Origin of the sequence: Streptomyces sp. NPDC090025 (genome assembly GCF_044748125.1) — a bacterium.
In the GTDB taxonomy this organism is placed as follows: domain Bacteria; phylum Actinomycetota; class Actinomycetes; order Streptomycetales; family Streptomycetaceae; genus Streptomyces.
The window spans coordinates 519,787-544,594 of sequence record NZ_JBIVFL010000003.1; the positions used below are offsets into that span (position 1 = coordinate 519,787).

General features: G+C 71.3%; 20 protein-coding genes. 10 read left to right on the top strand and 10 right to left on the bottom strand.

Going from position 1 to position 24,808, the window contains the following annotated elements:
• Nucleotides 1-35: 35 nt before the first annotated feature.
• The 4 genes from ACIPXM_RS11680 to ACIPXM_RS11695 all read right to left on the bottom strand — a co-directional run bounded on the left by ACIPXM_RS11680 (nucleotide 36) and on the right by ACIPXM_RS11695 (nucleotide 4,471).
• Nucleotides 36-1,682: a bifunctional RNase H/acid phosphatase gene (locus ACIPXM_RS11680; RefSeq protein ID WP_401654586.1), complete on the bottom strand. Its 1,647-nt coding sequence runs from the start codon at nucleotides 1,680-1,682 to the stop codon at nucleotides 36-38.
• Between the two features lie 13 nt (nucleotides 1,683-1,695).
• Nucleotides 1,696-2,439, bottom strand: coding sequence for a zinc ribbon domain-containing protein (locus tag ACIPXM_RS11685; RefSeq protein ID WP_401654807.1), 744 nt, complete (start codon nucleotides 2,437-2,439; stop codon nucleotides 1,696-1,698).
• Complete coding sequence (locus tag ACIPXM_RS11690; protein WP_401654588.1) at nucleotides 2,436-3,254, bottom strand: Nif3-like dinuclear metal center hexameric protein; 819 nt, start codon at nucleotides 3,252-3,254, stop codon at nucleotides 2,436-2,438. Before ACIPXM_RS11690 ends, ACIPXM_RS11685 begins: the two co-directional genes overlap by 4 nt.
• A gap of 173 nt (nucleotides 3,255-3,427) precedes the next feature.
• Complete coding sequence (locus tag ACIPXM_RS11695; RefSeq protein WP_401654590.1) at nucleotides 3,428-4,471, bottom strand: ABC transporter substrate-binding protein; 1,044 nt, start codon at nucleotides 4,469-4,471, stop codon at nucleotides 3,428-3,430.
• A 271-nt stretch (nucleotides 4,472-4,742) separates the two neighbouring features.
• Here ACIPXM_RS11695 and ACIPXM_RS11700 point away from each other — a divergent pair, with 271 nt between their 5' ends.
• Both ACIPXM_RS11700 and ACIPXM_RS11705 read left to right on the top strand, forming a co-directional pair.
• Complete coding sequence (locus ACIPXM_RS11700) at nucleotides 4,743-6,095, top strand: hypothetical protein (protein ID WP_401654808.1); 1,353 nt, start codon at nucleotides 4,743-4,745, stop codon at nucleotides 6,093-6,095.
• A 71-nt stretch (nucleotides 6,096-6,166) separates the two neighbouring features.
• Nucleotides 6,167-6,352 carry a hypothetical protein gene (locus ACIPXM_RS11705; RefSeq protein ID WP_401654592.1) on the top strand — a complete coding sequence of 62 codons (186 nt, stop codon included), beginning with the start codon at nucleotides 6,167-6,169 and terminating at the stop codon, nucleotides 6,350-6,352.
• Nucleotides 6,353-6,428: 76 nt separating this feature from the next.
• On the opposite strand, the gene ACIPXM_RS11710 is transcribed toward ACIPXM_RS11705, so the two are convergent.
• From ACIPXM_RS11710 to ACIPXM_RS11720, 3 genes are all read right to left on the bottom strand, one after another.
• On the bottom strand, nucleotides 6,429-7,373 hold the full coding sequence (locus ACIPXM_RS11710) for a 3-oxoacyl-ACP reductase (RefSeq protein ID WP_401654594.1): 945 nt from the start codon (nucleotides 7,371-7,373) through the stop codon (nucleotides 6,429-6,431).
• A 133-nt stretch (nucleotides 7,374-7,506) separates the two neighbouring features.
• Nucleotides 7,507-8,583, bottom strand: a complete 1,077-nt coding sequence (locus ACIPXM_RS11715; RefSeq protein WP_401654596.1) for a Zn-dependent alcohol dehydrogenase — start codon at nucleotides 8,581-8,583, stop codon at nucleotides 7,507-7,509.
• Nucleotides 8,584-8,656: 73 nt separating this feature from the next.
• Nucleotides 8,657-9,523 (bottom strand): MaoC/PaaZ C-terminal domain-containing protein, encoded by an 867-nt coding sequence (locus ACIPXM_RS11720; RefSeq protein ID WP_401654598.1) that lies wholly within the window; start codon nucleotides 9,521-9,523, stop codon nucleotides 8,657-8,659.
• A gap of 332 nt (nucleotides 9,524-9,855) precedes the next feature.
• Here ACIPXM_RS11720 and ACIPXM_RS11725 point away from each other — a divergent pair, with 332 nt between their 5' ends.
• From ACIPXM_RS11725 to ACIPXM_RS11750, 6 genes are all read left to right on the top strand, one after another.
• A complete protein-coding gene (locus tag ACIPXM_RS11725; RefSeq protein WP_401654600.1) occupies nucleotides 9,856-10,818 on the top strand; it encodes an ABC transporter ATP-binding protein in 963 nt (320 codons plus the stop codon).
• Complete coding sequence (locus tag ACIPXM_RS11730) at nucleotides 10,815-11,537, top strand: ABC transporter permease (protein ID WP_401654602.1); 723 nt, start codon at nucleotides 10,815-10,817, stop codon at nucleotides 11,535-11,537. The genes ACIPXM_RS11725 and ACIPXM_RS11730 overlap by 4 nt, the downstream gene beginning before the upstream one ends.
• A gap of 68 nt (nucleotides 11,538-11,605) precedes the next feature.
• A complete protein-coding gene (locus tag ACIPXM_RS11735) occupies nucleotides 11,606-12,772 on the top strand; it encodes a sensor histidine kinase (protein WP_401654605.1) in 1,167 nt (388 codons plus the stop codon).
• A 192-nt stretch (nucleotides 12,773-12,964) separates the two neighbouring features.
• Nucleotides 12,965-14,083, top strand: a complete 1,119-nt coding sequence (locus ACIPXM_RS11740; RefSeq protein ID WP_401654607.1) for a nucleotide disphospho-sugar-binding domain-containing protein — start codon at nucleotides 12,965-12,967, stop codon at nucleotides 14,081-14,083.
• Nucleotides 14,084-14,535: 452 nt separating this feature from the next.
• A complete protein-coding gene (locus tag ACIPXM_RS11745) occupies nucleotides 14,536-14,976 on the top strand; it encodes a tyrosinase cofactor (protein ID WP_401654609.1) in 441 nt (146 codons plus the stop codon).
• Between the two features lie 69 nt (nucleotides 14,977-15,045).
• Complete coding sequence (locus ACIPXM_RS11750) at nucleotides 15,046-15,873, top strand: tyrosinase family protein (protein ID WP_401654611.1); 828 nt, start codon at nucleotides 15,046-15,048, stop codon at nucleotides 15,871-15,873.
• Between the two features lie 30 nt (nucleotides 15,874-15,903).
• Here ACIPXM_RS11750 and ACIPXM_RS11755 read toward each other — a convergent pair whose 3' ends face one another.
• The gene (locus ACIPXM_RS11755) at nucleotides 15,904-16,161 is read right to left on the bottom strand and encodes a hypothetical protein (protein ID WP_401654613.1); all 258 of its coding nucleotides are present in this window, start codon (nucleotides 16,159-16,161) and stop codon (nucleotides 15,904-15,906) included.
• 135 nt (nucleotides 16,162-16,296) lie between these two features.
• On the opposite strand from ACIPXM_RS11755, the gene ACIPXM_RS11760 reads away from it, so the two are divergent.
• Entirely contained in the window at nucleotides 16,297-16,794 is a 498-nt protein-coding gene (locus ACIPXM_RS11760) for a hypothetical protein (RefSeq protein WP_401654615.1), read from the top strand.
• Nucleotides 16,795-16,813: 19 nt separating this feature from the next.
• Here ACIPXM_RS11760 and ACIPXM_RS11765 read toward each other — a convergent pair whose 3' ends face one another.
• The gene (locus ACIPXM_RS11765) at nucleotides 16,814-16,996 is read right to left on the bottom strand and encodes a hypothetical protein (protein WP_401654617.1); all 183 of its coding nucleotides are present in this window, start codon (nucleotides 16,994-16,996) and stop codon (nucleotides 16,814-16,816) included.
• A 139-nt stretch (nucleotides 16,997-17,135) separates the two neighbouring features.
• Here ACIPXM_RS11765 and ACIPXM_RS11770 point away from each other — a divergent pair, with 139 nt between their 5' ends.
• Nucleotides 17,136-17,768 carry a response regulator gene (locus ACIPXM_RS11770; RefSeq protein WP_401654809.1) on the top strand — a complete coding sequence of 211 codons (633 nt, stop codon included), beginning with the start codon at nucleotides 17,136-17,138 and terminating at the stop codon, nucleotides 17,766-17,768.
• 518 nt (nucleotides 17,769-18,286) lie between these two features.
• On the opposite strand, the gene ACIPXM_RS11775 is transcribed toward ACIPXM_RS11770, so the two are convergent.
• The gene (locus ACIPXM_RS11775) at nucleotides 18,287-24,703 is read right to left on the bottom strand and encodes an RHS repeat domain-containing protein (protein WP_401654810.1); all 6,417 of its coding nucleotides are present in this window, start codon (nucleotides 24,701-24,703) and stop codon (nucleotides 18,287-18,289) included.
• Between the last annotated feature and the right edge of the window lie 105 nt (nucleotides 24,704-24,808).

Below are 24,808 nucleotides of genomic sequence, written 5' to 3' on the forward strand. Positions count from 1 at the left end.
CGGCACGGCCGACGGCCCGGCCGCCACGGCATCCGCTAGCGCAGGTGGGAGGTGTCGTTGAGGAGGCGGACCGAGGCGTTGCCGTCCGCGTAGTAGGCGACCGCCGAGAGGGACGCCGCCGAGAGCTCCATGCGGAAGAGGGATTCCGGCGGGGCGCCGAGGGCCAGCCTGACCAGGGTCTTGATGGGCGTGACATGGGTGACCAGAAGGACCGTGCGCCCCGCGTACGCGGCGGCCAGCCGGTCCCGCGTGGACGCCACCCGGCGGGCGACCGTCGCGAAGCTCTCGCCGCCGCCGGTCGGTGCCGCCTTCGGGGAGGCGAGCCAGGCGTCCATGTCCTCCGGGTGGCGCTCGCGGACCTCCGCGAAGGTCAGGCCCTCCCAGGCGCCGAAGTCCGTCTCCCGCAGGCCGTGCTCCACCCGGACGTCGAGGCCGAGCCGGGTCGCCACGGTCTGCGCGGTCTGCAGGCAGCGGGTCAGCGGGGAGCTGACGATCTCCTGGATCGTGCCCCGCGCGGCGAGCGCCGCCGCCACCGCGTCCGCCTGACGGCGGCCCGCGTCGGACAGCTCGGGGTCGGAGCCCCCGCTGCCGGAGAACCGCTTCTCGGGCGTCAGCGCGGTCTCACCGTGCCGCAGCAGCACGAACGTCGCCGGAGCGCCCATGTCGGGCCCCGACCAGCCGGGCGCGGAGGGCGCGGACGGCGCCTTCGGCGCCGGGGGCGCGGGATCGGGCGCGGAGCCGCTCGGGTCGGCTGCCTCGGGCGCGCCCGGGCCGTCGTCGGCCGCTCGCACGGCGCGGCCCGTCGGGGCGTTCCGGGCGGCCTCCGCCTCGAAGTCGCCGCTCGCAGCGGGCGCCGAACCGGATTCCGGCCCGCCCTTCGTCCCGGCGCTGTACCCGGCGTTCTGTCCGGCGTTCTGTCCGGCGTTCTGCTCGGCCTCGCGGTCCTTCGCCGCCGCGGCCGCCAGCGACGTACGGGCCCGCTCGGCCACGCGCCTCGCCTCGTCGGCCGGGAACAGGCCCTCGGACGCCTCGGACGCCTCGGCCGGGTCCGTCCGCGTCGGCCGGTCCGCCGAACCCGCGCCCGTCGACGCCGTACTCGTCAACGCCGTACTCGTCAGCGCCGCACGGGCCCGCGCCGCGCCCGCCGTCGCGTCGCCCGCCGCCGCCCGCGCCGCGGCGAGGTCGGCCGCGTGGTCCACGGCCGTCGACACCGAAGCCGAAGCCGACATCGACGGCGACCACTGCTCGCCGCGCCGACCCGCGTCCATCGCCTCGTTCGCCAGCCGGTCCGCGTGCTTGTTGCGCTCGCGCGGGATCCACTCGTAGCGGACCTGGCCCGCCGGGTAGACCCGGCCAGCCTCCGCCGCCAGCGGCTTCATGTCCGGGTGCTTGATCTTCCAGCGGCCGGACATCTGCTCGACGACCAGCTTGGAGTCCATCCGGACGTGGACGGCCGCGTCGGGGAAGAGTTCGCGCGCGGCGCGCAGCCCCGCGACCAGGCCCTTGTACTCGGCCACGTTGTTCGTCGCGACGCCGATGTACTCGGCCCGCTCGGCGAGCGTCTCGCCGGTCGCCGGGTCCAGGACCACGGCACCGTAACCGGCGGGACCCGGGTTGCCCCGGGAGCCGCCGTCGGCCTCGACGATCAGCTCCCGCGGCCCGCGCGCACTCGGCGTCGACACGACGATGCCCGCCCTACAGGCCGGACTCGGCCGTACGGACCAGGATCCGGTGGCAGTTCTCGCAGCGGACCACCGCGTCCTTCGCCGCCGCCCGCACCTCGTTGAGGTCGGTGACGCCCAGCTCGATGTGGCAGCCCTCACACTTGCGCTGGTACAGCCGGGCCGCGCCCACGCCGCCCTGCTGCTCGCGCAGCTTCTCGTACAGCTTCATGAGGTCGGCCGGGACGGAGCCCGCCACCAGCTCGCGCTCCTTGGCGACCCCGGCGGAGTCGCCGTCCAGCTCGGCCTGGGCGGCGTCACGGCGGGCCGTGGCGTCGTCGACCTTCGCCTGCACCGCGCCGACCCGCTCGGTCAGCTCGGCGACCCGCTCCTGGGCGGACTCGCGGCGCTCCATGACCTCCAGGACGATCTCCTCGAGGTCGCCCTGGCGCTTGGCGAGCGAGGTGATCTCGCGCTGCAGGTTCTCCAGGTCCTTCGGGGAGGAGACCGCGCCGGAGTCGAGGCGCTGCTGGTCGCGGGCGGCGCGCTGGCGCACCTGGTCCACGTCCTGCTCCGCCTTGGTCTGCTCGCGGGCGCAGTCGCTCTCCTCGGTCGTCGCGGCGACGAGCAGGTCGCGGAGCTGGGTGAGGTCCTTGTTCAGGGACTCGATCTCGGCGTGCTCGGGCAGCGACTTGCGCTTGTGCGCGATCTGCTGGAGACGCACGTCCAGCGCCTGGACGTCGAGAAGTCGGATCTGGTCGGCGGGCGCGGCGTTCAGTTGGGGGCTCCAGGAGAGGTGTGGTGGGCGGACCAGGGGTCGGTGACCGTGTCCGAGACGTGGACGCGGAGGTCCCAGCCGTGGCGGTCGGAGATCGTGTCGAGCTGGGCGGCGGCCTGCTCGCACCAGGGCCATTCGGTGGCCCAGTGGGCGGCGTCGACGAGGCCGAGCGGGGACCGCTGGGTGGCCTCGGAGACCGGGTGGTGGCGCAGGTCGGCGGTGAGGAACGCGTCCACGCCCGCCGCCCGCACCGCGTCGAAGAGGCTGTCGCCCGAGCCGCCGCTGACGGCGACCCGGCGCAGGATCTGCTCGGGGTCGCCGGCCACCCGGATGCCCTGCGCGGTGGCGGGCAGCCGCTTGGCGGCGCGCGCCGCGAACGCGGCGAGGGTCTCGGGCTGGTCGAGCTCGCAGATCCGGCCGAGGCCGGTCTCCGGCACGAGCGGCCCGGTGACCCGCAGGTCGAGGGCGCCGGCGAGGGCGTCGGAGACGCCGGGGTCGGCGGTGTCGGCGTTGGTGTGCGCCACGTGCAGGGCGATGTCGTGCTTGATCAGGGTGTGCACGACCCGGCCCTTGAAGTGGGACGCGGCGACGGTGGTGGTGCCGCGCAGGTAGAGCGGGTGGTGGGTGACGACCAGGTCGGCGCCGAGCCGGATCGCCTCGTCGGCGATCTCCTGGACGGGGTCGACCGCGAACAGGACACGGCGGACCTCGGCGTCGGGGTCGCCGCAGACCGTGCCGACGGCGTCCCACTGCTCGGCCCGCTCGGGGGGCCAGAGGGCGTCGAGCTCGGCGATGACTTCAGACAGACGGGGCACGGAGGAAAGGCTACCTGTCCCCCGCGCCCCGGCGTCCTGGCGCCCGTGCGGCCTGTGGACAGCCGGAAGGTTGTCCACAGGCCGCGGGAGGCGACGGCGGGCGCTACTCCTTCACCGCTTCACCGCTCCACTTCCTCACCGCTTCAATTCTTTAACGCTTCAATTCTTTAGCTTCACTTCTTCACGAGGTCCGCGCGCAGGTCGTCGAGGACGCTGTTCGCCGCCGTCACGCCGAGGCCCAGGTACCAGGTCTCGTCGGGCACGTCCTTCGCCTGGCCGGCCTTGACCGCCTTGAGGTTCTTCCAGAGCGGGTTGGCCTGGGCGGTGTCGCGCTTGGTGGCCTTCGGGTCGCCGTACACGCCGGTGAAGATCCAGTCGCCGTCGGCCTGGTCGATCTTCTCCGGGCTGACCTCGACGGCCAGCTCGTTCACCTGCTGGTTCGCCGGCCGGGGCAGGCCGGTGTCCTCGAGGATGGTGCCGATGAAGGACGCCTTCGCGTAGAGCCGGATCTTGCCCGGGAGGTAGCGGACCATCGAGATGGTCGGCTTGTTGGGGCCGACGTCCGTGCCGAGCTGCTTCGCCTTGGTCTCGTACGCCGCCAGCTTGTCCTCGGCCTCGGCGGTCTTGTCGAGCGCGGCGGCGTTGAGCAGGTAGTTCTCCTTCCAGGTGAAGCCCGGACGGATGGAGAACACGGTCGGCGCGATCTTCGACAGCTCGTCGTACTTGTCGGCGGCGCGCAGCTGGCTGCCGAGGATGAGGTCGGGCTGGAGGTTGGCGATGGCCTCCAGGTTGAGGTTGTTGATGGTGCCGACGGACTTCGGGTTTCCGGCGTCCTTCTTGAGGTAGCCGGGAATGCCGTCGTCGCCCTCTGAAGGCGCGTAGCCGACCGGCTTGATGCCGAGCGAGACGACGTTGTCGAGCTCGCCGACGTCCAGCACCACGACCCGCTTCGGGGCGGCGTCCAGCTCGGTCTTGCCGAGCGCGTGGGTCAGGGTGCGCGGGAACTGGCCGGGCTTGGCGTCGGTGCCCATGGCGGCGGTCTTGGCCGCCGCGTCGCCGAAGTCCTTGCCGCCGGTGGCGACGTCCTTCTTCTTCGCGCTCTCGTCCTTCTTGGCGCCGCCGTCCGCGGCTCCGTCACCCCCTCCACAGGCCGCGAGGGTGAGCGCGGCGGCGAGGCTGAGGGCGGCGGCTGCGGTGCCGCGGCGGCGAAGGGACATGGCGGGGTCTCCTGTACGCGTACGGGGTCGACGACGGGGTCACCGGGGGCGGCGGCCCGCGACCCGGCGGAGGCCGGCAGCACACTGACAGCGGACCGACAGATTCCACTTAGGGTCGCCTTACCTTACCTACCCCTGGCCACACCAGCACAACCCGCCCCCTCGGCTCAGCGAAATCGCCCGACAGCCACCCTTTGGTGTGAAGTGGGATGGCTCGTGTTGTTCGGCTGGAAGTGCGAAAACTAGCTTCATGGCCGGAGGTGACGAGTCGATGACAGCCTGTGCCATCGAGCCCGCCGCGGGGGACGCGAGCGAGCCGGACAACCGCCCCGGCACGACGCCCGGGGGCCATGCCGCGGCGGACGACGGGGAGCCGTTCCCGGGGACGCCGGGCCTTCAGGGGCTGCCGGGACTTCAGGGCATGCCGGGGATCCCCGGGTCACCGCCCCGCCCCGGCTTCACGATCACCGCGAACGGCTGCTACGCCGCGCGGCTCGCCGGGACCGGCGACGCCCTGTACGCCGAGCGCTGGACCCTCGACGGGCCCGAGCCCTACGCCGTACCGCTGCCGCTCGCGCAGCCCGAGGAGCCCGGCACCCTGCTGCTGCCGCTCGCCGACGGGCGGGTCCTCGTCGGACGGGCGGTGGACGGACTGCGGTACACCTTCTCGCTGCTCTACCCCACCGGGCCCGACACCGGACAGCTCGCCCTCGGCGCCGTCGAGGCCCCCGCGCCCGGCGCGCTGACCCTGCTCCCGCCGTCGCCGGACGGCATCTGCGCGTACGCGATGTGCGTCGGGCCCGACACCACCACCCTGTGGCTGGTGGCGGGCGGCGCCTTCGGGCCCGAGCAGGTCGCCGAGATCAAGGGCCGCTGCACGGGCGGGGTGTGGCTGGACCGTACGGGCCGGATGCTCGCCCTCGACCGGCGGCTCGACGACGGCCCGGTCAAGGCCGTCGCGATCGACCTGGAACGCGGCGGCGAGGTCACCCCGCTGCTCCAGATCACCGAGCGGAGCCACGACCGGCTGCTGCTCGCCGACCCCGACAGCGGGCTGCTCCTGATCCGCTCCGACGCGCCGTCGCCGGGGCACGACCGGCTCGGCTGGGGCGTCCTCGGCAGCGTGCGGCCGATCCGCTTCCCGGACTGCCTGCGGCTCGACGACGCGGCGGTGACGCCGTTCGCCGTGCAGCCGGGTCAGGTGCTGACGCCGGAGAGCTGCGGGGTGGCGCTGCGGATCGACACGATGACCGGCAGCTGGCTCGGCATGTGGCGCCCCTCCGGCCGCCGGATGCACCAACTCGCCGCGCCCGGCGGCTGGTTGGCTGGTGCGGGACTGTGGACGGCGGAGGGCGTGCTGCGCCTCCCGTACGCCACGGCCGACGCGCCCTGCGCGCTCGCCGAGCTGGTGGAGCCGCCAGAACCGGCCGAGCAGATCGGCCCGATGGGGCCGATGGGGCCGATGGGGCTCACCGCACCGGGCCCGGGCTGCGGGTCCGCCACCGGGCACCCGTCGGCCGCGCCCGGTCCTGGCCTCGGGCCCCGGATCTGTCGCCCGGTGCCGCTCGGCCAGGCCCCGCTGACCAACCGGGGCCCCGCCGCCCGCCGCGGCACCACCCACTGACCCGCCCTCCCGAGGACACGATTCATGAACCACTTGAGGAAACTCCCGGTGAACCCCTCCGAGGAGTGTCGGTGGCACCCCCTAGACTCGCCTCGCCGCACAGCAAGAGCGACATCTACGGGGTGAGTTCCACCATGAGCAACACGGACACGCAGGAGCAGACCGGCTCCGGCAAGCACCGCGGCCCGGCCGCACCGGCGGAGGACTCCTCCGCCAACCCGCACGGGCGCCACCGCCGCGATCCCGACGGCCAGTAGCGGGCACGGCGGTGTACGAGCGGAGGCCCCCGGAATCGGTCGATTCCGGGGGCCTCCGCTCTCCTGTACGCGACGATCAGTCCTTCTTCAGGCCCAGCACCTCCGCCGCCGCGAACGTCTCGCCCGCCGGACGCTCCGCGTAGTGCGGGGTGAGCAGCGCGTCCAGTTCCTCGTACGTGAAGACGTCCTTGGCGGTGTCGAACTTCGCGGCCACCTTCGGCCGGTCCACGATCGCCACCATGCCGCCGTGGACGACGAGGAGTTGACCGTTGACCCCGGCCGCGGCCGGGGAGGCGAGATAGCCGACGAGCGGTGCCACGTGCTCGGGCGACAGCGGGTCGAGCTCGTCCGCGGCCGTCGGCTCGGCGAACCCGGCGAACACGTCCTCCGTCATCCGGGTGCGGGCGCGCGGGCAGATGGCGTTCGCGGTCACGCCGTACTTGGCGAGCGCGAGCGCCGTGGAGGTGGTCAGGCCGACGATCCCGCCCTTGGCCGCCGCGTAGTTGGGCTGCCCGGCGGACCCGGCGAGGAACGCCTCGGACGAGGTGTTCACGATCCGCCCGTACACCCCCTCCTCGCCCGCCTTGGCGCGCGCCCGCCAGTGCACGGCCGCGAAGTGGGTGGTGTTGAAGTGGCCCTTGAGGTGGACCCGGATGACCGAGTCCCACTCCTGCTCGCTCATCGAGAAGACCATCCGGTCGCGCAGGATGCCCGCGTTGTTGACCAGGATGTCGAGCTTGCCGAACTCGCTCACGGCGAGGTCGACCAGGCCCCGCGCGGTCTCGAAGTCGGCGATGTCGCCCAGGTGGGAGACGGCCTTGCCGCCCGCCGCGCGGATCTCGGCCGCGACCTCCTCGGCGGGGGCGGCGGACGCCTCGCCCGAGCCGTCGCGGCCCGGCTGCCCGAAGTCGTTGACGACGACGGCGGCGCCGAGCCGGGCGAGTTCGAGCGCCTCGGCCCGGCCGAGCCCGCGGCCGGCGCCGGTGACGATCGCGCTCAGCCCCTCAAGAGGGAGTGCCATGGCAGATCAAGTCCTCTCAGATCCCGGTACGGATCCTGCTGCGGATCCCGAAGGTGCGATCCCGAAGGTGCGATCCCGACGGTCAGATCTCGGTACGTCGTCAGATCTCGGTACGTCGTCGGATCTCGGTACGTCAGATCTCGATGCAGGTGCGCAGCGCCGCGCCCGTCCGCATCTGCTCCAGCGCCTCGTTGATGCCCGCGAGCGGCACCCGGTGCGTGATCAGCGACGCCAGGTCGATGCGTCCCGCCCGCCAGAGCGCGATGGCCCGCTCGTACGAACGGAGCACGTCCCCGCCCCCGTACATCGAGGGCAGGATCTTCTTCTCGTCGAAGAACAGCTCGAACATGTTGAACTGGAGGAAGTCGTCGAGGGCGCCCGCGCCGACGACGCAGAGGGTGCCGCCGCGCCGGGTGGTCTCGTACGCGGTGCGCGCGGTGGCGGACTTGCCGACGACCTCGAAGACGTAGTCGAAGCCCTCGCCGCCGGTGATCCGCTGCTTGGCGTCGGCAAGGGCGTCCGGGGCGACGGCCTCGGTGGCGCCGAAGCGGAGGGCGGCCTCGCGGCGGGACTCGACCGGGTCGACGGCGACGATCTGGGCCGCGCCCTGGAGCTTGGCGCCCTGGATCGCGGAGATGCCGACGCCGCCGCAGCCGATCACCGCGACCGACGAACCGGCCTCCACCTTGGCCGTGTTGATGGCCGCGCCGAGGCCGGTGGTGACGCCGCAGCCGATCAGCGCGGCGATGTCGAACGGCACGTCGTCCGGGATCGGGACGGCGCAGCCCGCGTCGACGACGACCTCCTCGGCGAAGGTGCCGGTCCCGGCGAAGCCGAAGACGTCGCCGCCGGGGCGCTTGAAGTTGGGGGTGCCGGCGTTCATGAACCCGGCGAGACAGAGCTGGGTCTGGCCGCGCTTGCAGGCCGCGCAGCTGCCGCAGGCGGGCAGCCAGCACAGCAGCACCCGCTGTCCGACGGTGAGTCCGGAGACCCCGTCGCCGATGTCGAGGATCTCGCCCGCGCCCTCGTGTCCCGGCACGAACGGCGCGGGCTGCGGCAGCACGCCGCTCATCGCGGAGACGTCGGAGTGGCACAGGCCGGTGGCCCGTACCCGGATCTTCACCTTGCCGGGGCCGAAGCCCACCGCCTCGACGTCGTCGACGACCTCAAGCTTGTCCTGGCCGATCTCGTGCAGTACGGCTGCGCGCATGGTGCGGCTCCCATCAGGTACGGGGTGGGACGGGTCCATTCGGATCGATCGGGTACGGCCCGGCTGCTCTCGCTCAGGCGTGGTCGCCGACGGTGACGACGGTGTCGGCGAGGACCGGCGCGTCGTCCCGCTCCGCCGCGGTGACCGTGACCTGGATCCGGTCGTCGTCGAGCCGCCACATCCGGATCCGCAGCGTCTCGCCCGGGAAGACGATCCCGGCGAACCGGGTGCGGTAGCCCCGGACCCGGGTGACGTCGCCGTCGAGCAGGGTGTCGACGACCGCCTTCAGCGTCATCCCGTACGAGCAGAGCCCGTGCAGGATCGGCCGGTCGAAGCCCGCCAGCTTGGCGAACTCCGGGTCGGCGTGCAGCGGGTTCCAGTCGCCGGAGAGGCGGTAGAGCAGCGCCTGCTCCTCGCGGATGCGCCGTTCGGCGGTGGCGTCGGGGGCGCGGTCCGGGAGTTCGAGGCGCTCGGAGGGCCCGCGGTCGCCGCCCCAGCCGCCCTCGCCGCGTACGAAGATCTGCGCGTCGCTGGTCCACAGCGGTCCGTCGGGGTCGGCCGCCTCGGAGCGCAGCACCAGAACGGCCGCCTTGCCCTTGTCGTACACGGCGGCGACCCGGGAGGTGGAGACCGCGCGGCCGGCGACCGGGAGCGGGCGGTGCAGGGTGATCGACTGGCCGCCGTGCAGGACGGCGGCGAGGTCGATGTCGACGCCGGGGGCGGACAGGCCGCCGACGACGCCCATGCCCGCGCCCGCGACGGTGGCGAAGCTGGGCAGGACGTGGAGCCGGGATTCGAGGGTGTAGCGCAGCTCGTCGGGGTCGGTCGCCGGGACGCCCGCGCCGAGGCCCAGGTGGTAGAGCTGGACGTCCTTGTGGTCCCAGGCGATCTCGGCGCTGCGGGGCTCCGCGGCGACGGCCTTGGCGGCGTCAATGGGCATCGCGTTGCTGCTCCTTGTGGCGGGTGAAGACCTCGGCGCGGCCGTCCGCACCGTCGACCGCACCGAGGCCGTGCGGGGACCGTTCCGCCGCGCCCTCCGCCCTCCGACCGCCGGAACCGTACCGGGAACCGGAGGAAGAACGAGAACGCGTTCTAGAACGGTGATCCCCATGTATAGCCGAGCGGTGGGGAGTTGTGAACCCTCCGGGCGACCACGCCTGACGCCACGTCAGATACTGGCGGGCGAGCCCTGGCACCCAGGACATTTGTCACGGCCAGGTCCGTACGCCTGAGCCTGCCCGGGCCCCGCCCCCGCTCCGTACCTTCATGGACATGAAGACGAACGGGGAACCCGCGGTGACCTTCACCGCCGCCACCAGGACGTACGGCACCGTCCGTGCCGTCGACGGCATCGACCTGACCATCGCGCGCGGCGAGACCGTCGCCCTGCTCGGCCGCAACGGCGCGGGCAAGTCCACCGCCATCAACCTGCTCCTCGGCCTGGACGAGCCGACAACGGGCAAGGTCCGGCTGTTCGGCGACGCCCCCGCCCGCGCGGTGGCGGCCGGCCGGGTCGGCGCGATGCTCCAGGACACCCGCCCGGTTCCCCGGGTCACCGTCCGCGAACTGGTCGAGTTCGTCGCCCGCACGTACCCCGAGCCGCTGCCGGTCGACGAGGCGCTGGCGCTCGCCGGGCTCACCGAGCTGGCCGGCCGCCGCGTCGACCGGCTCTCCGGCGGCCAGGCGCAGCGGGTCCGGTTCGCGATCGCCCTCGCGGGCGATCCGGAGCTGGTCGTCCTGGACGAGCCGACCGCGGCGCTGGACGTCGAGGCGCGGGCCGCGTTCTGGGACTCGATGCGCGGCTTCGCGCGGCGCGGCAACACCGTGCTGTTCTCCACCCACTACCTGGAGGAGGCGGACGAGAACGCCGACCGGATCGTGGTCGTCGACTCGGGCCGGATCCTCGCCGACGGCACCGCCGACCAGCTGAAGCGGGCGGCGGGCGGCACGGCCGTCGCCATCGACCTGGCGGGCGGCCCGAGCGAGGGCCTGAGCGAGCTGCCGGGTGTCACGGCGCTGGAGATCCGCGGCGACCGCGCGCAGTTGCGCAGCACCGACCCGGACGCGACCGTCCGCGCGCTCGCGGCGCGCGACCTGATCCGGGGCATCGAGGTGACCCCGGTGTCCCTGAACGAGGCGTTCCTGACCCTGACCCGCGCCACCGGCGCCCCGTCCACCTCGCCCGCCTCCCCCTCCACCACCCCCGCCGATCACGACATGGAGCTGTCCCGATGATCACCGCGTACGTACGGCTCGAAGTCCGCAGGACCCTCCGTGACGCCGGGTTCGCGATCTCCTCGATCGCCATGCCGGTGATGATGTACCTCCTCTTCACCAACCTCGGCGGCCAGAACAGCGGCGAGTTCAAGACCGCCGCCATGGTCGGCATGGCGGCGTACGGCGCGCTCGGCGCGGCCCTCTCGCTCGGTACGGGCGTCGCCGAGGACAAGTCCTCCGGCTGGCTGCGGCAGCTGCGGATCACCCCGATGACCCCGGCCCAGGTGGTCGCGGGCCGGGCGCTCACCGGCACGGTCGTGGTGCTCCCGGCGATCGCCGCCGTGCTGTTCGCGGGCGGGGTGGTCAACGACGTACGGCTCGCCGGCTGGCAGTGGGCGGCGGTCGCGCTGACGCTGTGGGCGGGTTCGCTGCCGTTCACACTGCTCGGGCTCGGCAACGGCTACCGGCTCTCCGCGCAGACCACCGGCGTCGTGAACATCACCTGCAACCTGGGCCTCGCGGTGCTCGGCGGCCTGTGGTTCCCGGTGGACCTGTTCCCGCACTGGCTCGCCACCCTCTCCGCGTACACCCCGACCAACCGCTTCTCGGAGCTGGGCCGCGCGGTGACGGAGGGCGTGCTGCCGGGCGCGACGACGGTGCTGATCCTGCTGGGCTGGGCGGTGCTGTTCGGCGGGTACGCGGCGGTCTCGTACCGTCGTTCCGCACGGACGGCGTGACCCAGCACGCGCCAACGAGCGAAGAGCGAAGAGCGAAGAGCGAAGAGCGAAGAGAACGAGGGGGATCGATGCGCGACTTCCTGCGGCGCCGGGCGGAGAGCAAGGCGGGCCACGGGCCGACCGGCCTGAGTCTGCTGCCGTGGCTGCTCATGGGCCTGGGCGCGCTGTCCCACCTCATCTCGGGCGAGGCGGCGAACCCCTGGGTCGGCGGCCTGGGCCTGCTGACCTTCAACACCCTCTACATCTGGGTCGTGATGCGGGCGTTCGTCCCCGCCGCCCGTGACACCGCGCTGACCTGGTGGCTGCTCGGCACGCTCCTCGCCCTCACCTTCGCCCTCGCCATCGTGTACGGCCGTGAGTGGCTGCTGCTGTTCCCGCTCGACGGGCTCACGGTCGGCGCGGTGGTGCGGGGTGGGCGGATGCTGCGGCTGACCGCGTTCCCGCTGGTGGCGGGGGTGGCGGTGGTGACGATCTGGCGGGACGGCTGGGACTCGTTCGGGATCGTGTACGGGACGTTCATCTCGACCATGGTGACGGCGGCGATCCTGGCGCTGAGCGAGACCGTGCAGGAACTGCGCGCGACCCGGGAGGAACTGGCCCGCACGGCGGTCGAGAAGGAGCGCCTGCGGTTCTCCCGGGACCTGCACGACCTGCTCGGCCACACCCTGTCGGTGATCGTGGTGAAGGCGGAGGCGGCCCGGCGCCTCGCGCCGCGCGATCTGGACGCGGCCCTTGCGCAGGTCGGGGACATCGAGACGGTCGGGCGGCAGGCGCTGACGGAGATCCGGGAGGCGGTGACGGGGTACCGCGAGACCTCGCTCGCGACCGAGCTCGACCGGGCGCGTGACGTGCTGACCTCGGCGGGCATCGAGCCGGTGGTCCGCCAGTCGGGTCCGCCGCTCGAACCGCGGACGGCGGCGCTGCTGAGCTGGGTGGTGCGGGAGTCGGCGACCAACGCGGTACGGCACAGCGGCGCGACCCGCTGCGAGATCGAGGTGGGCGGCTCGGCCGAGCGGGTGCGGCTGACGGTGACGGACGACGGGCGGGGTACGGGGTCGGGCACCCCGGGCAGCGGGCTGCTCGGCCTGCGGGAGCGGGTCGCGGCGGCGGGCGGGACGCTTGAGGCGGGCCCGGGGCCGCGCGGCGGGTTCCGGGTGACGGCGGAGCTGCCGGTGGAGGAGGCCGGGGCGGCGGACGGGGTTCTGGGACGGGCCGCTGAGGCGAACGACTGCTGAGACGAACGGCCGCTGCCGGGGCGGATGCTGACGGGGCGGCCGCCGAGGCGCGAACGACCGCTGACAAAGCGGCCTTTCGGGAGGATCCGTACGGCGGATTTTTCTGTCCGGATATCGACGCTACCGGGGGAACACCGCGCCGACGCATGCCGGTTCACGGAATGCAACCGCCAGTAGGGCAAGGAGATTCCCGTGCGCATTCTGTTCACCGGTCCGGCCGCGGCCGGCCATCTGTTCCCGATGATCCCGACCGCGCAGGCGCTGCGCGCCGCGGGCCACGAGGTGCTGTTCGCCGGTTCACGGCCGTTGGCGTCGTTGCGCGAGGCGGGGTTCCCGATCGTGGAGATCGGCGACGGGCGCTCCCCCCGGGAGGTGATCGAGCAGACCGGGGAGGGCGTGGGTTATGTGTCGCCCGACATGACGACGGAGGAGATCCTCGACCGGGCGGCCCGGATGTTCGCGAAGGTGTCCCGCCCGACCGTGTGCGGGCTCCTGGACGTCGCTGAGAGCTGGGGCCCCGACCTGCTGATCCACGACTCCTTCCAGGCGTCCGCCACGCTGGTCGCGGCGAAGCTGAAGATCCCGTCGGCGATCCAGAACTTCGGCGTCACGTCCGGGCTCGACATGGCGCGGCGCCTCGCGGCCAACTTCGTCGAGGTGTACGAGGCGTACGGCGTGGCCGGACCCGCCGAAGCCACCCCGCTGGACATCGTGCCCGCCTCGCTCGGCGGCGACGTCGGCAGCCTGCGGATGCGCTACGTCCCGTACAACGGCGGCGGTTTCGTCCCCGCCGAGCTGCTGCGCCGGGGCGAGCGGCCGCGGGTCGCGGTGACGCTGGGCACGGTGCTCACGGAGATGGACGGGGTGCGGTCGATCGTCCGGCTGATGGAGGCGGCGGCGTCGGTGGACGCCGAGTTCCTGCTCGCGGTCGGTGACGCCGACCTCGGCCCGCTGGGCACCCTGCCCGACAATGTGCGCCCGCTGCCGTGGGTGCCGCTCGCGGAGCTCCTGACGACCTCCGACGCGCTGATCCACCACGGCGGTTCGGGCACGATGCTCACCGCTCTGCAGGCCGGCATCCCGCAGCTCCTGCTGCCGCAGGGCGCCGACCACTTCACCAACACCGACGCCCTGACCGCGACCGGCGCCGCCCTGACGTCCGCGTCCGACGCCGTGGACACGGCGCTGCTCGCCCGCCTCACGGGGGACGCGGACGTGCGCGAGGCGGCGCTCCGGCTCCAGGCGGAGAACGCCGCGCTGCCGACCCCGGCGGATTCGGTCCCGGCGCTGGAGTCGCTGGCGGCCTCGTAGTCGGACCTCGGGCGGATCCGGCCCGGATCCGGCGCGGATTCGGCGCTGGTCCAGTGCGGACCCGGTGCTGATCCGGTGTGGACCCGGCGCTGATCCAGTGTGGACCCGATGCGGATCCGGTGCGGATTCGGTGGCGACGACCGGGATCAGGCCAGTTTGAGGCCGGGCCCGGGGCGTGCCCTCCGCCACAGCGGGGAGGGCACGCCGAAGATCGTTCGCGGAGCGGGCCGGTTCTGGGCGGAGGATTTCATTCCGCACCCTCCGGAGAACCCCTCCACAGCAAGATCATCTTGCTTCAACTTTGCACTATTCGGGGAAGGTTGTCCGCTTCGCGCCCAACCCATTCGATCAGATTTCCGACACGCCGGACCCCCGGGATACCAGTGGAACACACCGGGGGCATATGACCAACCCCCGGTGGCTGCATCAGCACAGCCATGAGGGGGTTCTTCATGTCCCGTTCCACCACCATCACGCGTCGCAAGGCCCTGGGGGTCGCGGCCGGCGCCGCCGGCGCCGCCGCGGGTCTCGCCCTGGCGGGCCCGGCCCTCGCCGAGGCGGCCACTTCCCCGGCCACCAGCCCGGCCACGGACCCGGCGCCCGCGCCCGGCCCCTTCGACGAGGTGTACCTCGGCCGCCGCATCAAGGGCACCCCGGCGTCGTCCGGCGGCGGCCACCACGGCGGCCACGGCGGCGGTCACGAGGGCCACGGCGGCGGCTACACCGTCACGATCGACGGCGCGGAACTCCACGTCATGCAGAACGCGGACGGCACCTGGATCAGCGTGATCACCCATTACGAGCCCGTCGCCTCGCCCAAGGCGGCCGCGCGCGCGGCCGTACGGGAGCTCCAGGGCGCGCCGCTCGTCCCGCTGACCGTCCCCGCTCTCTGAGCGTTCCCGCCACCTGGGCGGGCTCGCCCGTCGAGCGTTCCCGCCGTCCGATCGGAGCCGTACACCACCATGACCATACGCAAGAACCAGGCCACGCTGACCGCCGACGAGAAGCGGCGGTTCATCGCCGCGCTGCTCGAGCTGAAGCGCTCGGGCCGCTACGACACCTTCGTCACCACCCACAACGCCTTCATCATGAGCGACACGGACAGCGGGGACCGGGTGGGGCACCGCTCGCCGTCGTTCCTGCCCTGGCACCGGCGTTTCCTGCTGGAGTTCGAGCAGGCGCTGCAGTCGGTGGACGCGACGGTCGCCCTCCCCTACTGGGACTGGACGGCCGACCGCACCTCCCGGTCCTCCCTCTGGGCCCCCGACTTCCTCGGCGGCACCGGCCGGGCCCGCGACGGACAGGTCACCGACGGCGCGTTCGCCCGCACCGGCAACCGCTGGACGATCACCGTCCGGGTGGACGGCCGCGACTACCTCCGCCGCGACCTGGGCGCGGGCGGGCGCCAGCTCCCGACGCGGGCCGAGGTGGACTCGGTGCTGGCGATGGAGACGTACGACATGGCGCCCTGGAACAGCGCGTCGGACGGCTTCCGCAACCACCTGGAGGGCTGGCGCGGGGTCAACCTGCACAACCGCGTCCATGTGTGGGTGGGCGGCCAGATGGCGACCGGCGTCTCCCCCAACGACCCGGTGTTCTGGCTGCACCACGCCTTCATCGACAAGCTGTGGGCGGACTGGCAGGCCCGCCACCCGCGTTCGCCGTACCTCCCGGCGGCGGGCACGGCGAACGTCGTCGACCTCAACGACACCATGCGGCCGTGGAACGACGTGACCCCGGCGGACCTGCTCGACCACACCCGCCACTACACGTTCGACACGGCGGCGTAGGGGTCGCTCCGGGGAGGGGGAGGGGCGAGGTCAGCCGATCTGGCTGACGGAGTCGTTCCCGCCGATGGTGACGTCCCCGCCGTCACCGCCACCGGCGTGGCCGGGGCCATGGCCGTGGCTGTGGCCGTGGCCGGGCGTCAGGAGCCCGAGCAGCGGCACGTCGGGGGCGGGGGCGGCCAGCGTCTGCCCACCGCCCCCGCCCAGGGCGAGGGCGGTCATGCCGACGACGGTGGTGACCAGGGCGAGCGCGGCGCCGCCGCGGGCCCCTCGGTTCAGGTGGCTGTTCATACCCCGCCCAACGACACCCCGCCCGTCCCGGATGCGCCGGGCCCCCTGATTTTCACCGGTGGTTGGCCTGCTGGACGTATAAGGTGCTGCCGCTGCCTGTGCGGAACGGTCCGCCGCAGGTCACGAGGGGGAAGCATGAGAAAGCTGTGGGCCTGCGGCCTGGTCCTGGGCATGGCCGGTCTCGTCGGGTGCGCGGGCGGGTCGGGCGGGTCGGGGGGCGCGTCGGACGCCTCCGACACGTCGAAGAACTCGGCGTCGCCCAGCGCGAAGCCGTCGCCCGCCGTGACCCTCACCATCAGCGGCTCGCTCGCCGTGGAGCTGCCCACCGGCAAGGGCCCCGCCGACGGCGAGCGGTGCAAGGCCCCGTCGGGTTCCAGGCTGAAGGCCGGGGCGAAGGTCCGCGTGACGGACAGCGGCGGCAAGGTCCTGGGCTCCGACCGGCTGAACCCGGGCACGGCCTTCGGCAGCAGCACCTTGATGCTGTGCAGGTTCCCCGTCTCCTTCAAGGTACCGGGGGCGTCCGCCACGTACGTGCTGAGCGTCGAGGGCTTCCCGCCGTTGACGTACACCCGCGAGGACATCCGGCGCGGGCTCGACCTCTGGGAGTCCGACGGCAAGCTCGAACCCCAGTAGGTCCCGGCGGGTTGTCCTGCTAATCCCACTTGTACCCGTCGCCGAAGTTCAGGGTGTGCTCCAGGACGTCCTCCAGCGGGTCGTCGATCTGGCCGGTGCTGATGAGGGCGACCACGGGTGAGTCGTGGGTGTCGCCGGAGTCCGCGACGGCGGTTCCGGCGGCGCCCGCGCCGAGGGCGAGGACGAGGGACGCGACAGTCATGATCTTCTTCATGACTCGATCAACGAAGCAACCCGCCGCACGATGCGCCCGATCACCCGGATCCCCCACCCGCCCCTTTCCCAACGCTTCCCGACGGGCCCCAACCCCGGCCCCGCCCTACCCTGTTCCCGTGAACGAGATGCCGCAGGACCACCGGCCCCAGAAGTGCACCCGCGTCCTCCTCGCCGAGGACCAGGGCATGATGCGCGGCGCGCTCGCGCTGCTGCTCGGCATGGAGCCGGACCTGGAGGTCGTCGCGCAGGTCGGCCGCGGCGACGAGATCGTGCCGACGGCCCTGATGACCCGGCCCGACGTGGCACTCCTCGACATCGAGCTGCCGGGCCGCTCCGGCCTCGACGCGGCGGCCGACCTGCGCGACGAGGTCCCCGACTGCCGGGTCCTGATCCTCACGACCTTCGGCCGCCCCGGCTATCTCCGCCGTGCGATGGAGGCGGGCGCGGCCGGCTTCCTGGTCAAGGACGGCCCGGTCGAGGACCTGGCCGAGGCCATCCGCCAGGCCCTGCGCGGCGAAACGGTCATCGACCCGGCCCTCGCGGCCGCCGCCCTCAGCGCGGGCCCCAACCCCCTGACCGCCCGCGAACGCGAGGCCCTCGGCGCCTCGGTGGACGGCGCGACGATCGCGGACATCGCGACGAAGCTCCACCTCTCCGAGTCGACGGTCCGCAACTACCTCTCCTCGGCGATCGGCAAGACGGGCACCCGCAACCGCATGGAGGCGGTCCGGGCGGCCCGCCAGCAGGGCTGGCTCTGAGCCCGGACGGCGACCGTCCACGCGAAGGGTCACCGCCCCCCGTCGGCGCCCGGCGCGTTTCAGCCTCGTCGGCGCATCGATGTCCGGTCCGAGTGAACGCTTGATCAGGAAGCGCCCGTCGGCGGGGTAGGGGCCTGCAGGAGGTACTTGAAACGCAGTTGCCCCTCTCACGAAAAGAGGGGCAACCACTCCAACTCGAGTTGAATCAACTAACGCGCGACTGAATATTCAGCACACCAATACAACTCATTCAATTGAAGTGAAATCCGGCACCCCTTCGAGCGCACCAGGATCGCCGAACGAGTAGAATTCACCCGCACGCGTCGCACCAGCCCGGGAAATCCTGACCCCATGAAGGCAAGTGCCGCACCAGAAGAGTGCGTAGCCAACCCGCTCGGTCGGGTCACCAATATATCGCAAGTGAAGCTCAAGCGACCCGCATTTCGGACACACGACGTGATCCTCGTCGACAAAATTTGCCATGGCCGAGAGCCAAAGACTCCTCTTGCTTCTCTTCATCAAGGAGTCCCTCCCCCATTTCGCATCTGATACGTATACCAGAAGCCATCCTCGCTACCCCACGCCGCCGCTTCCCTCAAATCCGCATCCACCGTATCAATCGGCTGTCCATGCAACCTTAGCTGCATCACGTGCGTCCGCTCATGACCAATGGTTTTCACGAGATTTTCGGGATCCCTGAATGCCTCCGGATAGAAAGCCATCTGCTGCGTTTCCGGATTCGTATGCCCATACATAGGCTTCCCTACAAGTTCAGGGTTTCGCTCGATCCTGAACTTTGTGCCCGCTAGCGAAATATCAGCCTCCTTTGCATACTGCTTCACTGACCTCCTGGTCATCGGAATACTCAACCCCGAGTACTCACCAAGGTTACCTCCTCGCCGGTACAGCAAGGAGGTGAACGTCTTCCCAGCGGCCACCTCCGGAGCCACTGGACCAAGCGGAACTCCAGCCAGTATCCCGCCGTGCTCTACTCCCATCCCGAAGCTGGCCGAAGTCAAGTCCGCACCATTATCGGCGAACTCCTTGGCGGTCGCCTCACCTGCACATTCAACCGACCCGAAGAGCTTGAACAAATTACAACTGAAAGTAAGCGTCTCGACGGCCCCCGTGACAATTCCAGCCAAGTAGTCACGATCATCACCAACGGGCTGATTGGTCCGCTTACTCTTGCACGAAAATCGGTTGCAGCTTACTTCAGTGTTAGCAGGCTTACTGGTGGTCGTACCGTCGGCTCCGGTCACCGCGACAAGTGAATTTCCGGGGAAGGCGGGGGGCTTGCTGGTTGTCGGGGTACACGAGTTCCCATAGGCGCTACACACCTCCCGCAGCCCCGTCGGGTCCGAAGACGTCGCCGGGTGCTGGTTCGCGTAGCTGTAGCCGTTCAGCGACTGGTGCTGGTCGGTGGAGAGCAGCGGGTCCACACTGATGAACTGGCCGATCGACGGGTCGTACTCGCGAGCCCCTATGTGCGTCAGGCCCGTCGTCCTGTCCGCCGTCTTGTCCAGGAAACCGCGGTCCGTCAGCCAGGGGCCGGTCGAGCCGCCGCGCTCCGCGCCGAACGGCGTCATGAAGCGCTTGGTGATCTTCTGGTCGGTGTCCGCGCCGATCGCCAGGCTCTGGGTGCCGTGCTGGTCCCCGGCCAGGAACTGGACCTGGGCGGTGCCGGACTGGTTGGTGCGGACGGCGATCGCGCTGCTGCCCACCGTGTAGGTGCGCTGTGCCCAGGCCGTGGTGCCCTTGACGTGCAGCTCCGTCGCACCCGCGTACAGGACGCGCTCGCCGTCCTGCGTGTTGCGGATCAGCAGGGTGCCGTCGGCGTCATAGATGTAGTCCGTGGTCTTGCTCGACTCCACCAGCTGGGAGAGCCGGCCCTCCGCCGACCACTTCAGGTCCTGCTGCCCCGTCGCCCCGGGCCGCTTGCTCGTGTTGCCCGCGGTGTCGTACTCGTACAGCTTGTCCGCCTTGGCGTCAGCCGTACCGCACGCGGATCGGCTGGTCGTGAACGCCAGAGCGTGCGGCTGGGTCGGCGAGGTGTAGCAGTACCTCGTCGTGGTGTCGGCCGCTGTGGTGTGCTGCGTCTCGGTCTCGCGCTGGCCCGCCTGGTTGTAGGTGTACGACGTCCAGTAGGGAGCCGGGCCGCCCAGAGTGCCCGCGCCGCGCGCGTCGGAGCACTTCTCGGACGCCGGGGTCCACGCCTCGGTCATGCGGCGGTAGCCGTCATAGGCGAAGCACTGCGTCTCGGACTTGGCCGTCCCGCCGAGTGTGCTGGGGTCGGCGATGGACGTCACGTTGCCGGCCTGGTCGTAGCCGTAGCCGAGGGCTTGCGGCATCCACGGGTGGGTCTCGTCCGTGACGTTGCTCGTGAGGAGCCGGTCGGTGCCCTTCTCATAGGTGTTGGTCACGTAGACGTTCCGGTCTCCCGGGCCGCCACGCCCCAGCTTGAGCTGGGCGACCTGCCCCAGAGCCGTGTAGTCCACGTTCAGCAGGTACTTGCTGAGCCCCTGGAGCTGCGTGACCTGTCCCAGGTCGCCGTAGCCGTACTCGAGGGTCTCGCCGGGGAGGCCGCCGAGCGCCGGCTCCGAGGTGCTGCCGATGGTGCCGTCGACGCGGTAGCCGGTCTTGTAGCTCAGCGTCGCCGGCTGGCCCGCCTTCACGAGGGCGTCCTCGGCGGGGAGCTGCAGCTCCGTCTCCTTCACGCGGCCCAGCTCGTCGTACTCCTTGACGCGCTTGGTGTACTGCGTGCCCTGCTCGCCCCCGACGAAGCGGGTCGACGCCGTGGGCAGGCCCTTCATCGGCACGTCGTACGTACGCCGCGTCAGCAGCGTCTTCGTCGTGTCGTCGAGGGACCAGGTGTCGGTGGGCCTGCCGAGATTGTCGTAGGCGCTCAGGACCGTCTTGCCGCCGGTGGTCGACTTCACGACACGGTCGAGCACGTCGTACTCGGTCGTGGTCGGTCCCTTGTCGGGGTCCGTCGCCGTCTTCTGCCGGCCGAAGAGGTCGTAGGTGTAGCTCCACGTGGCCGAGTCGGGCCCGATGACCTTGGCCTGCTTGCCGTCCGGGGTGTACGCGAACTTCGTGGAGGTGTACGCGTTGCCGAGGGTGGCCCCGTACGCCTGGTCCGCAGGGTCCGCACCGGCGTACTCGCGGGTCTCCACGGTCCGTCCGAACGCGTCCACGATGGTGCGGGTCGCGGTCCCGCCGTCGAGGGCGGTGGTGGCAGTGGAGTCACCGGTGTAGCTGGTCCTGGTGGTCCACTGCTTCACGCCCAGGATGTAGAGACTGCTGGACGTGGCCCGCTCGGCGCCGTCGAAGACGGTCTCCGTCTGCTTGGGAGCCCCTCCGTACTCGGCCCGTGCGTAGGAGCCGTTGGGCGTGGTGGTCGGGTCGAGGATGTCGGCGTACGCCTCGTAGGCGAGGCCACGGGTGTCGTAGCGCGTGTCCGTGAGCAGACGGCCGCCCTGCGGTGTGGGGGACTGGGTCTGCAACGGCCGCAGCAACGCGTCGTAGATCGCGTAGGTGGTGGTGTACGTCGTGCCGTCGGCCTTGAGCGCCGAGGACGAGACCCAGGACTGCTGCTTGGCGTTGCCGACGAAGTACGTGTAGGTGCTGTTGGGCGACTGGCTGCCGCGGATGCGGTTGGGCAGCCAGACGTCCGTCAGGCGTCCCAGCGCGTCGTAGGCGAGCTCGGTCTTCTTCTGGTTGGCGTCGTAACTGCGCAGCGTGAGACCGCGGCGCGGGTCGAGGTAGTTGAAGGTCTTGTGGGTGGCCGGGTTCGTGACCGAGGTCATGGTCAGCGGTCCCGCCTCGGCGGGGGTGTACGCCGTGGTGGCCGACTTGTCGTCGGCGTTGGTCACCGTGGTCGGCCGCCCGAGCTTGTCGTAGGCGGTCGCGCCGAGTTTCTGCCACTTGATCGGGGTGGCGTACTCCTTCGCCCGCCCGGTCCACGTGACGAGCCCCTTGGTCGGCTTCATCGTGTCGGACCAGGTGAGGCCGTCGTACGCGGTGGCGACGTCGGACAGGACGCTGCCGCGGGTCCCGTCGGTGTTGGCGAGCTTCGGTGCGGTCGCGGCGTATCCGCAGGCCAGGGCCACGGTGCGGACCCGCGACACGAGCCCGGTGAGACCCACAGCGTCGTTGCGCGCGTATGTGGTCTCGGTGCAGGTCTCGTCGCCGGACTTCGCGAGGTCCCCTGAATCGAGGGTCTCGGTGGCCATGCCGTAGCTGTCGAACGTGCGGGTCTCCGTCGCCCGGGAACGCCAGCTGTCCGTCGCGGTCAGGTAGGTGGACTTCGTCGTCTTCTTCGTACGGACGAATCGGGCGACGTGATCGCCGGCGTCCGGCACATCGGTCTGGCGCGCCGTCTCGGCCGACCAGGGGTCGTTCACCGTCACCTCGATCGGGCTCGCGCCGTTGTAGGTGACCTGCTCACGGAGCATGCCCGAGTAGGCGTCGCTGTCCACGATGGACGGGATGGCGATGGCCGGCTCGGCGAGCTTGGCGAGCGAGACGGACTTGGTCGTGCCGTCCTTGTTGGGGTCCCCGTGCATGCCCTGCATGAACAGCGACACCGTCTTGGAACGGACGGGCTCGTTGCGTGATCCCTTGTGGACGGTGACCTCGCGGTAGCCCCGCCAGTCGGACCAGGTGCGCTCGGCCTTCGGCGTCATCGGGTCGTCGCTGTAGTGCCAGGCGGGACCGCTGTACACGTACTCGTTCTCGACGGCACCGTTCTGGAACGCGGGGTCCGTGGTCGTCACGCCGAGGACGCGGTACTTGTGGAACCAGTCGATGGACGCTTCGGAGGAGCCGTTGATGTTCCAGAACTGCGGGTAGCAGTTGCGGGTGTTGGTGTCGGGCGCGGCGGTCAGCACCTTGCTGCGCACGCACTCCGGGGCGGACATCGTGACGGTGGTGATGGCGCCCGTCTCCGAGGTGATGGTGGAGATGCGCGGCCGGGACATCGGCAGGATGTTTTCCGTTGCGTCGACCCGGTTCTCGCGCAGGATGTACGTGAAGGTGATCGGCTGGATCGCGATCATCTGACCGGCCTTCGCCCACCGCTTGATCGCGCTGAGGGTCAGGACCTGGTCGGACGAGTCGCCGATGTCTCCGCCGTCCTTGTACTCCTGGACGAAGTCCCAGGCGTCGACGGTGTCGTACGCCTTGGTCGTGCTGTTCCACGAGTAGGTGTCGATGCCGGTCAGCCGCTTGCGGCTGAAGAAGGACGCGGAGGACGAACGGCAGTCGGTGGAGTCCTTCGCGCAGATCGCGTCGAAGGGCACGTCCGGCCAGTTCTCGGCGGTGTCCTTGGTCAGGGACGTGCAGTCCGCCGCCGTGCACCGCTCGGCATAGCCGAACGTCACCTTGGCGTCGGCGTCGTCGGTGAACAGGGCACCCGCCCGGAGGCCGTACTTGATCTCCGCCAGGGTGCCGCCACGCACGTACTCGGTGTCGGCCTTGGTGGCCTTGTTCTTCTTGTAGTAGTTCTTCTCGGCCGTGTACCAGTACGTGGCCGCGTTGCCGCGGGTGTCCTCGACGCGGTCGAGGTTCCACCGCCACGCCTGGTTCAGCGACCGGTCGGCGAACGCGGTTCCCTTGTCGTATCCCGGCTCGCCCGAGTCGTCGCCGAAAACGGGCACGGTCCAGGTCGAGTTGGTCCGCTGGGTGGTCGCGTCGGGCAGCTTGTTCTGCCCGAACACGTACGTGGTGCCGTCCCCGGTGACGACCGTCCAGTACTCGCCGTTGTCGTCGCCGTTGTCGGCTCCGGTGCCGCGGGTCACGGTCGAGGCGTCGTCGTTCTCCAGCTTCCACACGTCGGCGGTGGAGGTCTTGACGAGCCGCGAGGACTTCCCGTTCAGCACCAGACGGGCGTTGTCGTACTTCCAGCAGCGGTCGAACACGTCGTCGTGTTCGTCGTCGTCGCAGCTGCCGTACGCCCTCTCGATGTACGACTCGGTGAGGGAGAAGCCCTCACCGACCGAGGTGGCCTGGTTGTTGGTGGTCGCGGTCCGGCCGTCGACGCTTCCGGAGTCGTACGACAGCGTCAGGGACGGCGTGGGTCCGGCGGCCGCGGGCGGCAGCGTGAAGCCGTACGACCAGGTGAACGAGCCCGAGTTGTTCCCGGCGCTCCAGGACGAGGACGAGGACAGCGGGGTGGCGCTGTAGTTGCCGGTGCCCTTGGGGGACGCACCGCTGCCGGAGTCGGAGGCGGTCAGTGCCAGGACGGTCGCCCCGGGGGCCGACGAGCCGAGCTGGGTGGTCGGACCCGCGTCCGTTCGGGCGATCGGTACCTCGGCGGAGACCGTCTGGGTCTTGGTGTCGTTGCTCGAGGTCAGCGGGATCTCAGTGCGGCATTCGGCCTTCTCCGGAGTGGTCAGGGCACAGGCCGGGAGCTGGACGAGGCCCAGCCGGCCGGACCAGCCGCCGCCGACCGCCGAAGCGAACGCACCGTATCCGACGCTGATGCGAGCGGTACCGGTGTCATCGGCCGCCGCGGTCAGCACGACGCCGTTGATCCCGAGCTTGTCCGCGATCGCCCGGTCCAGCACCTTGATCGTGGTGTCGGCGCCGGTGTCGAGAGCCGAGGCGGCCGTGCCGGGCGTCAGGGCGACCGGCAGGCCGCCGGGCGCGGCCCGGCCGCCGGTCCGGCCGGCGAGGGTGATGTCGGCGGTGCCGGCCTTCGGCCAGGTCGACCGGCGCAGCTCGGCGCGGGCCCGGTCGGCCTGCGCCTTGTTCTCCCGCAGTTCGCGCGTGACCTGCTGCCGCGCCTTGTTCAGCGCCGCAGCGGTGTACGGCGTGACCTTGCTGGCGTGCTGTTCGGGAAGTGCCAGGCGGCCCAGCCCCCTGCCGCCGTCATCGGCGACGACGGGGGTGAGCCCGAGCGGGACCGACAGCGAGAGGGCCAGCGGCACCACGACCAGCGCGCGTCGGCGCAGATCGTGGCGTTTCCCTCTCGTGCGGCCGAATCTTCCTATGCCAATGCGTATACGCACAGATTTCCCCACCCGATGAGATTCGTG

Excerpts from the sequence above, each read along its gene's own strand:
- ACIPXM_RS11715 (WP_401654596.1), bottom strand. The coding sequence starts at position 8,583 with ATGCGCGCAGCCGTACTGCACGAGATCGGCCAGGACAAGCTTGAGGTC.
- ACIPXM_RS11725 (WP_401654600.1), top strand. The coding sequence starts at position 9,856 with ATGAAGACGAACGGGGAACCCGCGGTGACCTTCACCGCCGCCACCAGG.
- ACIPXM_RS11760 (WP_401654615.1), top strand. The coding sequence starts at position 16,297 with ATGAGAAAGCTGTGGGCCTGCGGCCTGGTCCTGGGCATGGCCGGTCTC.
- ACIPXM_RS11730 (WP_401654602.1), top strand. The coding sequence starts at position 10,815 with ATGATCACCGCGTACGTACGGCTCGAAGTCCGCAGGACCCTCCGTGAC.
- ACIPXM_RS11710 (WP_401654594.1), bottom strand. The coding sequence starts at position 7,373 with ATGGCACTCCCTCTTGAGGGGCTGAGCGCGATCGTCACCGGCGCCGGC.
- ACIPXM_RS11720 (WP_401654598.1), bottom strand. The coding sequence starts at position 9,523 with ATGCCCATTGACGCCGCCAAGGCCGTCGCCGCGGAGCCCCGCAGCGCC.
- ACIPXM_RS11770 (WP_401654809.1), top strand. The coding sequence starts at position 17,136 with ATGCCGCAGGACCACCGGCCCCAGAAGTGCACCCGCGTCCTCCTCGCC.
- ACIPXM_RS11755 (WP_401654613.1), bottom strand. The coding sequence starts at position 16,161 with ATGAACAGCCACCTGAACCGAGGGGCCCGCGGCGGCGCCGCGCTCGCC.
- ACIPXM_RS11750 (WP_401654611.1), top strand. The coding sequence starts at position 15,046 with ATGACCATACGCAAGAACCAGGCCACGCTGACCGCCGACGAGAAGCGG.
- ACIPXM_RS11700 (WP_401654808.1), top strand. The coding sequence starts at position 4,743 with ATGACAGCCTGTGCCATCGAGCCCGCCGCGGGGGACGCGAGCGAGCCG.
- ACIPXM_RS11745 (WP_401654609.1), top strand. The coding sequence starts at position 14,536 with ATGTCCCGTTCCACCACCATCACGCGTCGCAAGGCCCTGGGGGTCGCG.
- ACIPXM_RS11695 (WP_401654590.1), bottom strand. The coding sequence starts at position 4,471 with ATGTCCCTTCGCCGCCGCGGCACCGCAGCCGCCGCCCTCAGCCTCGCC.
- ACIPXM_RS11735 (WP_401654605.1), top strand. The coding sequence starts at position 11,606 with ATGCGCGACTTCCTGCGGCGCCGGGCGGAGAGCAAGGCGGGCCACGGG.
- ACIPXM_RS11765 (WP_401654617.1), bottom strand. The coding sequence starts at position 16,996 with ATGACTGTCGCGTCCCTCGTCCTCGCCCTCGGCGCGGGCGCCGCCGGA.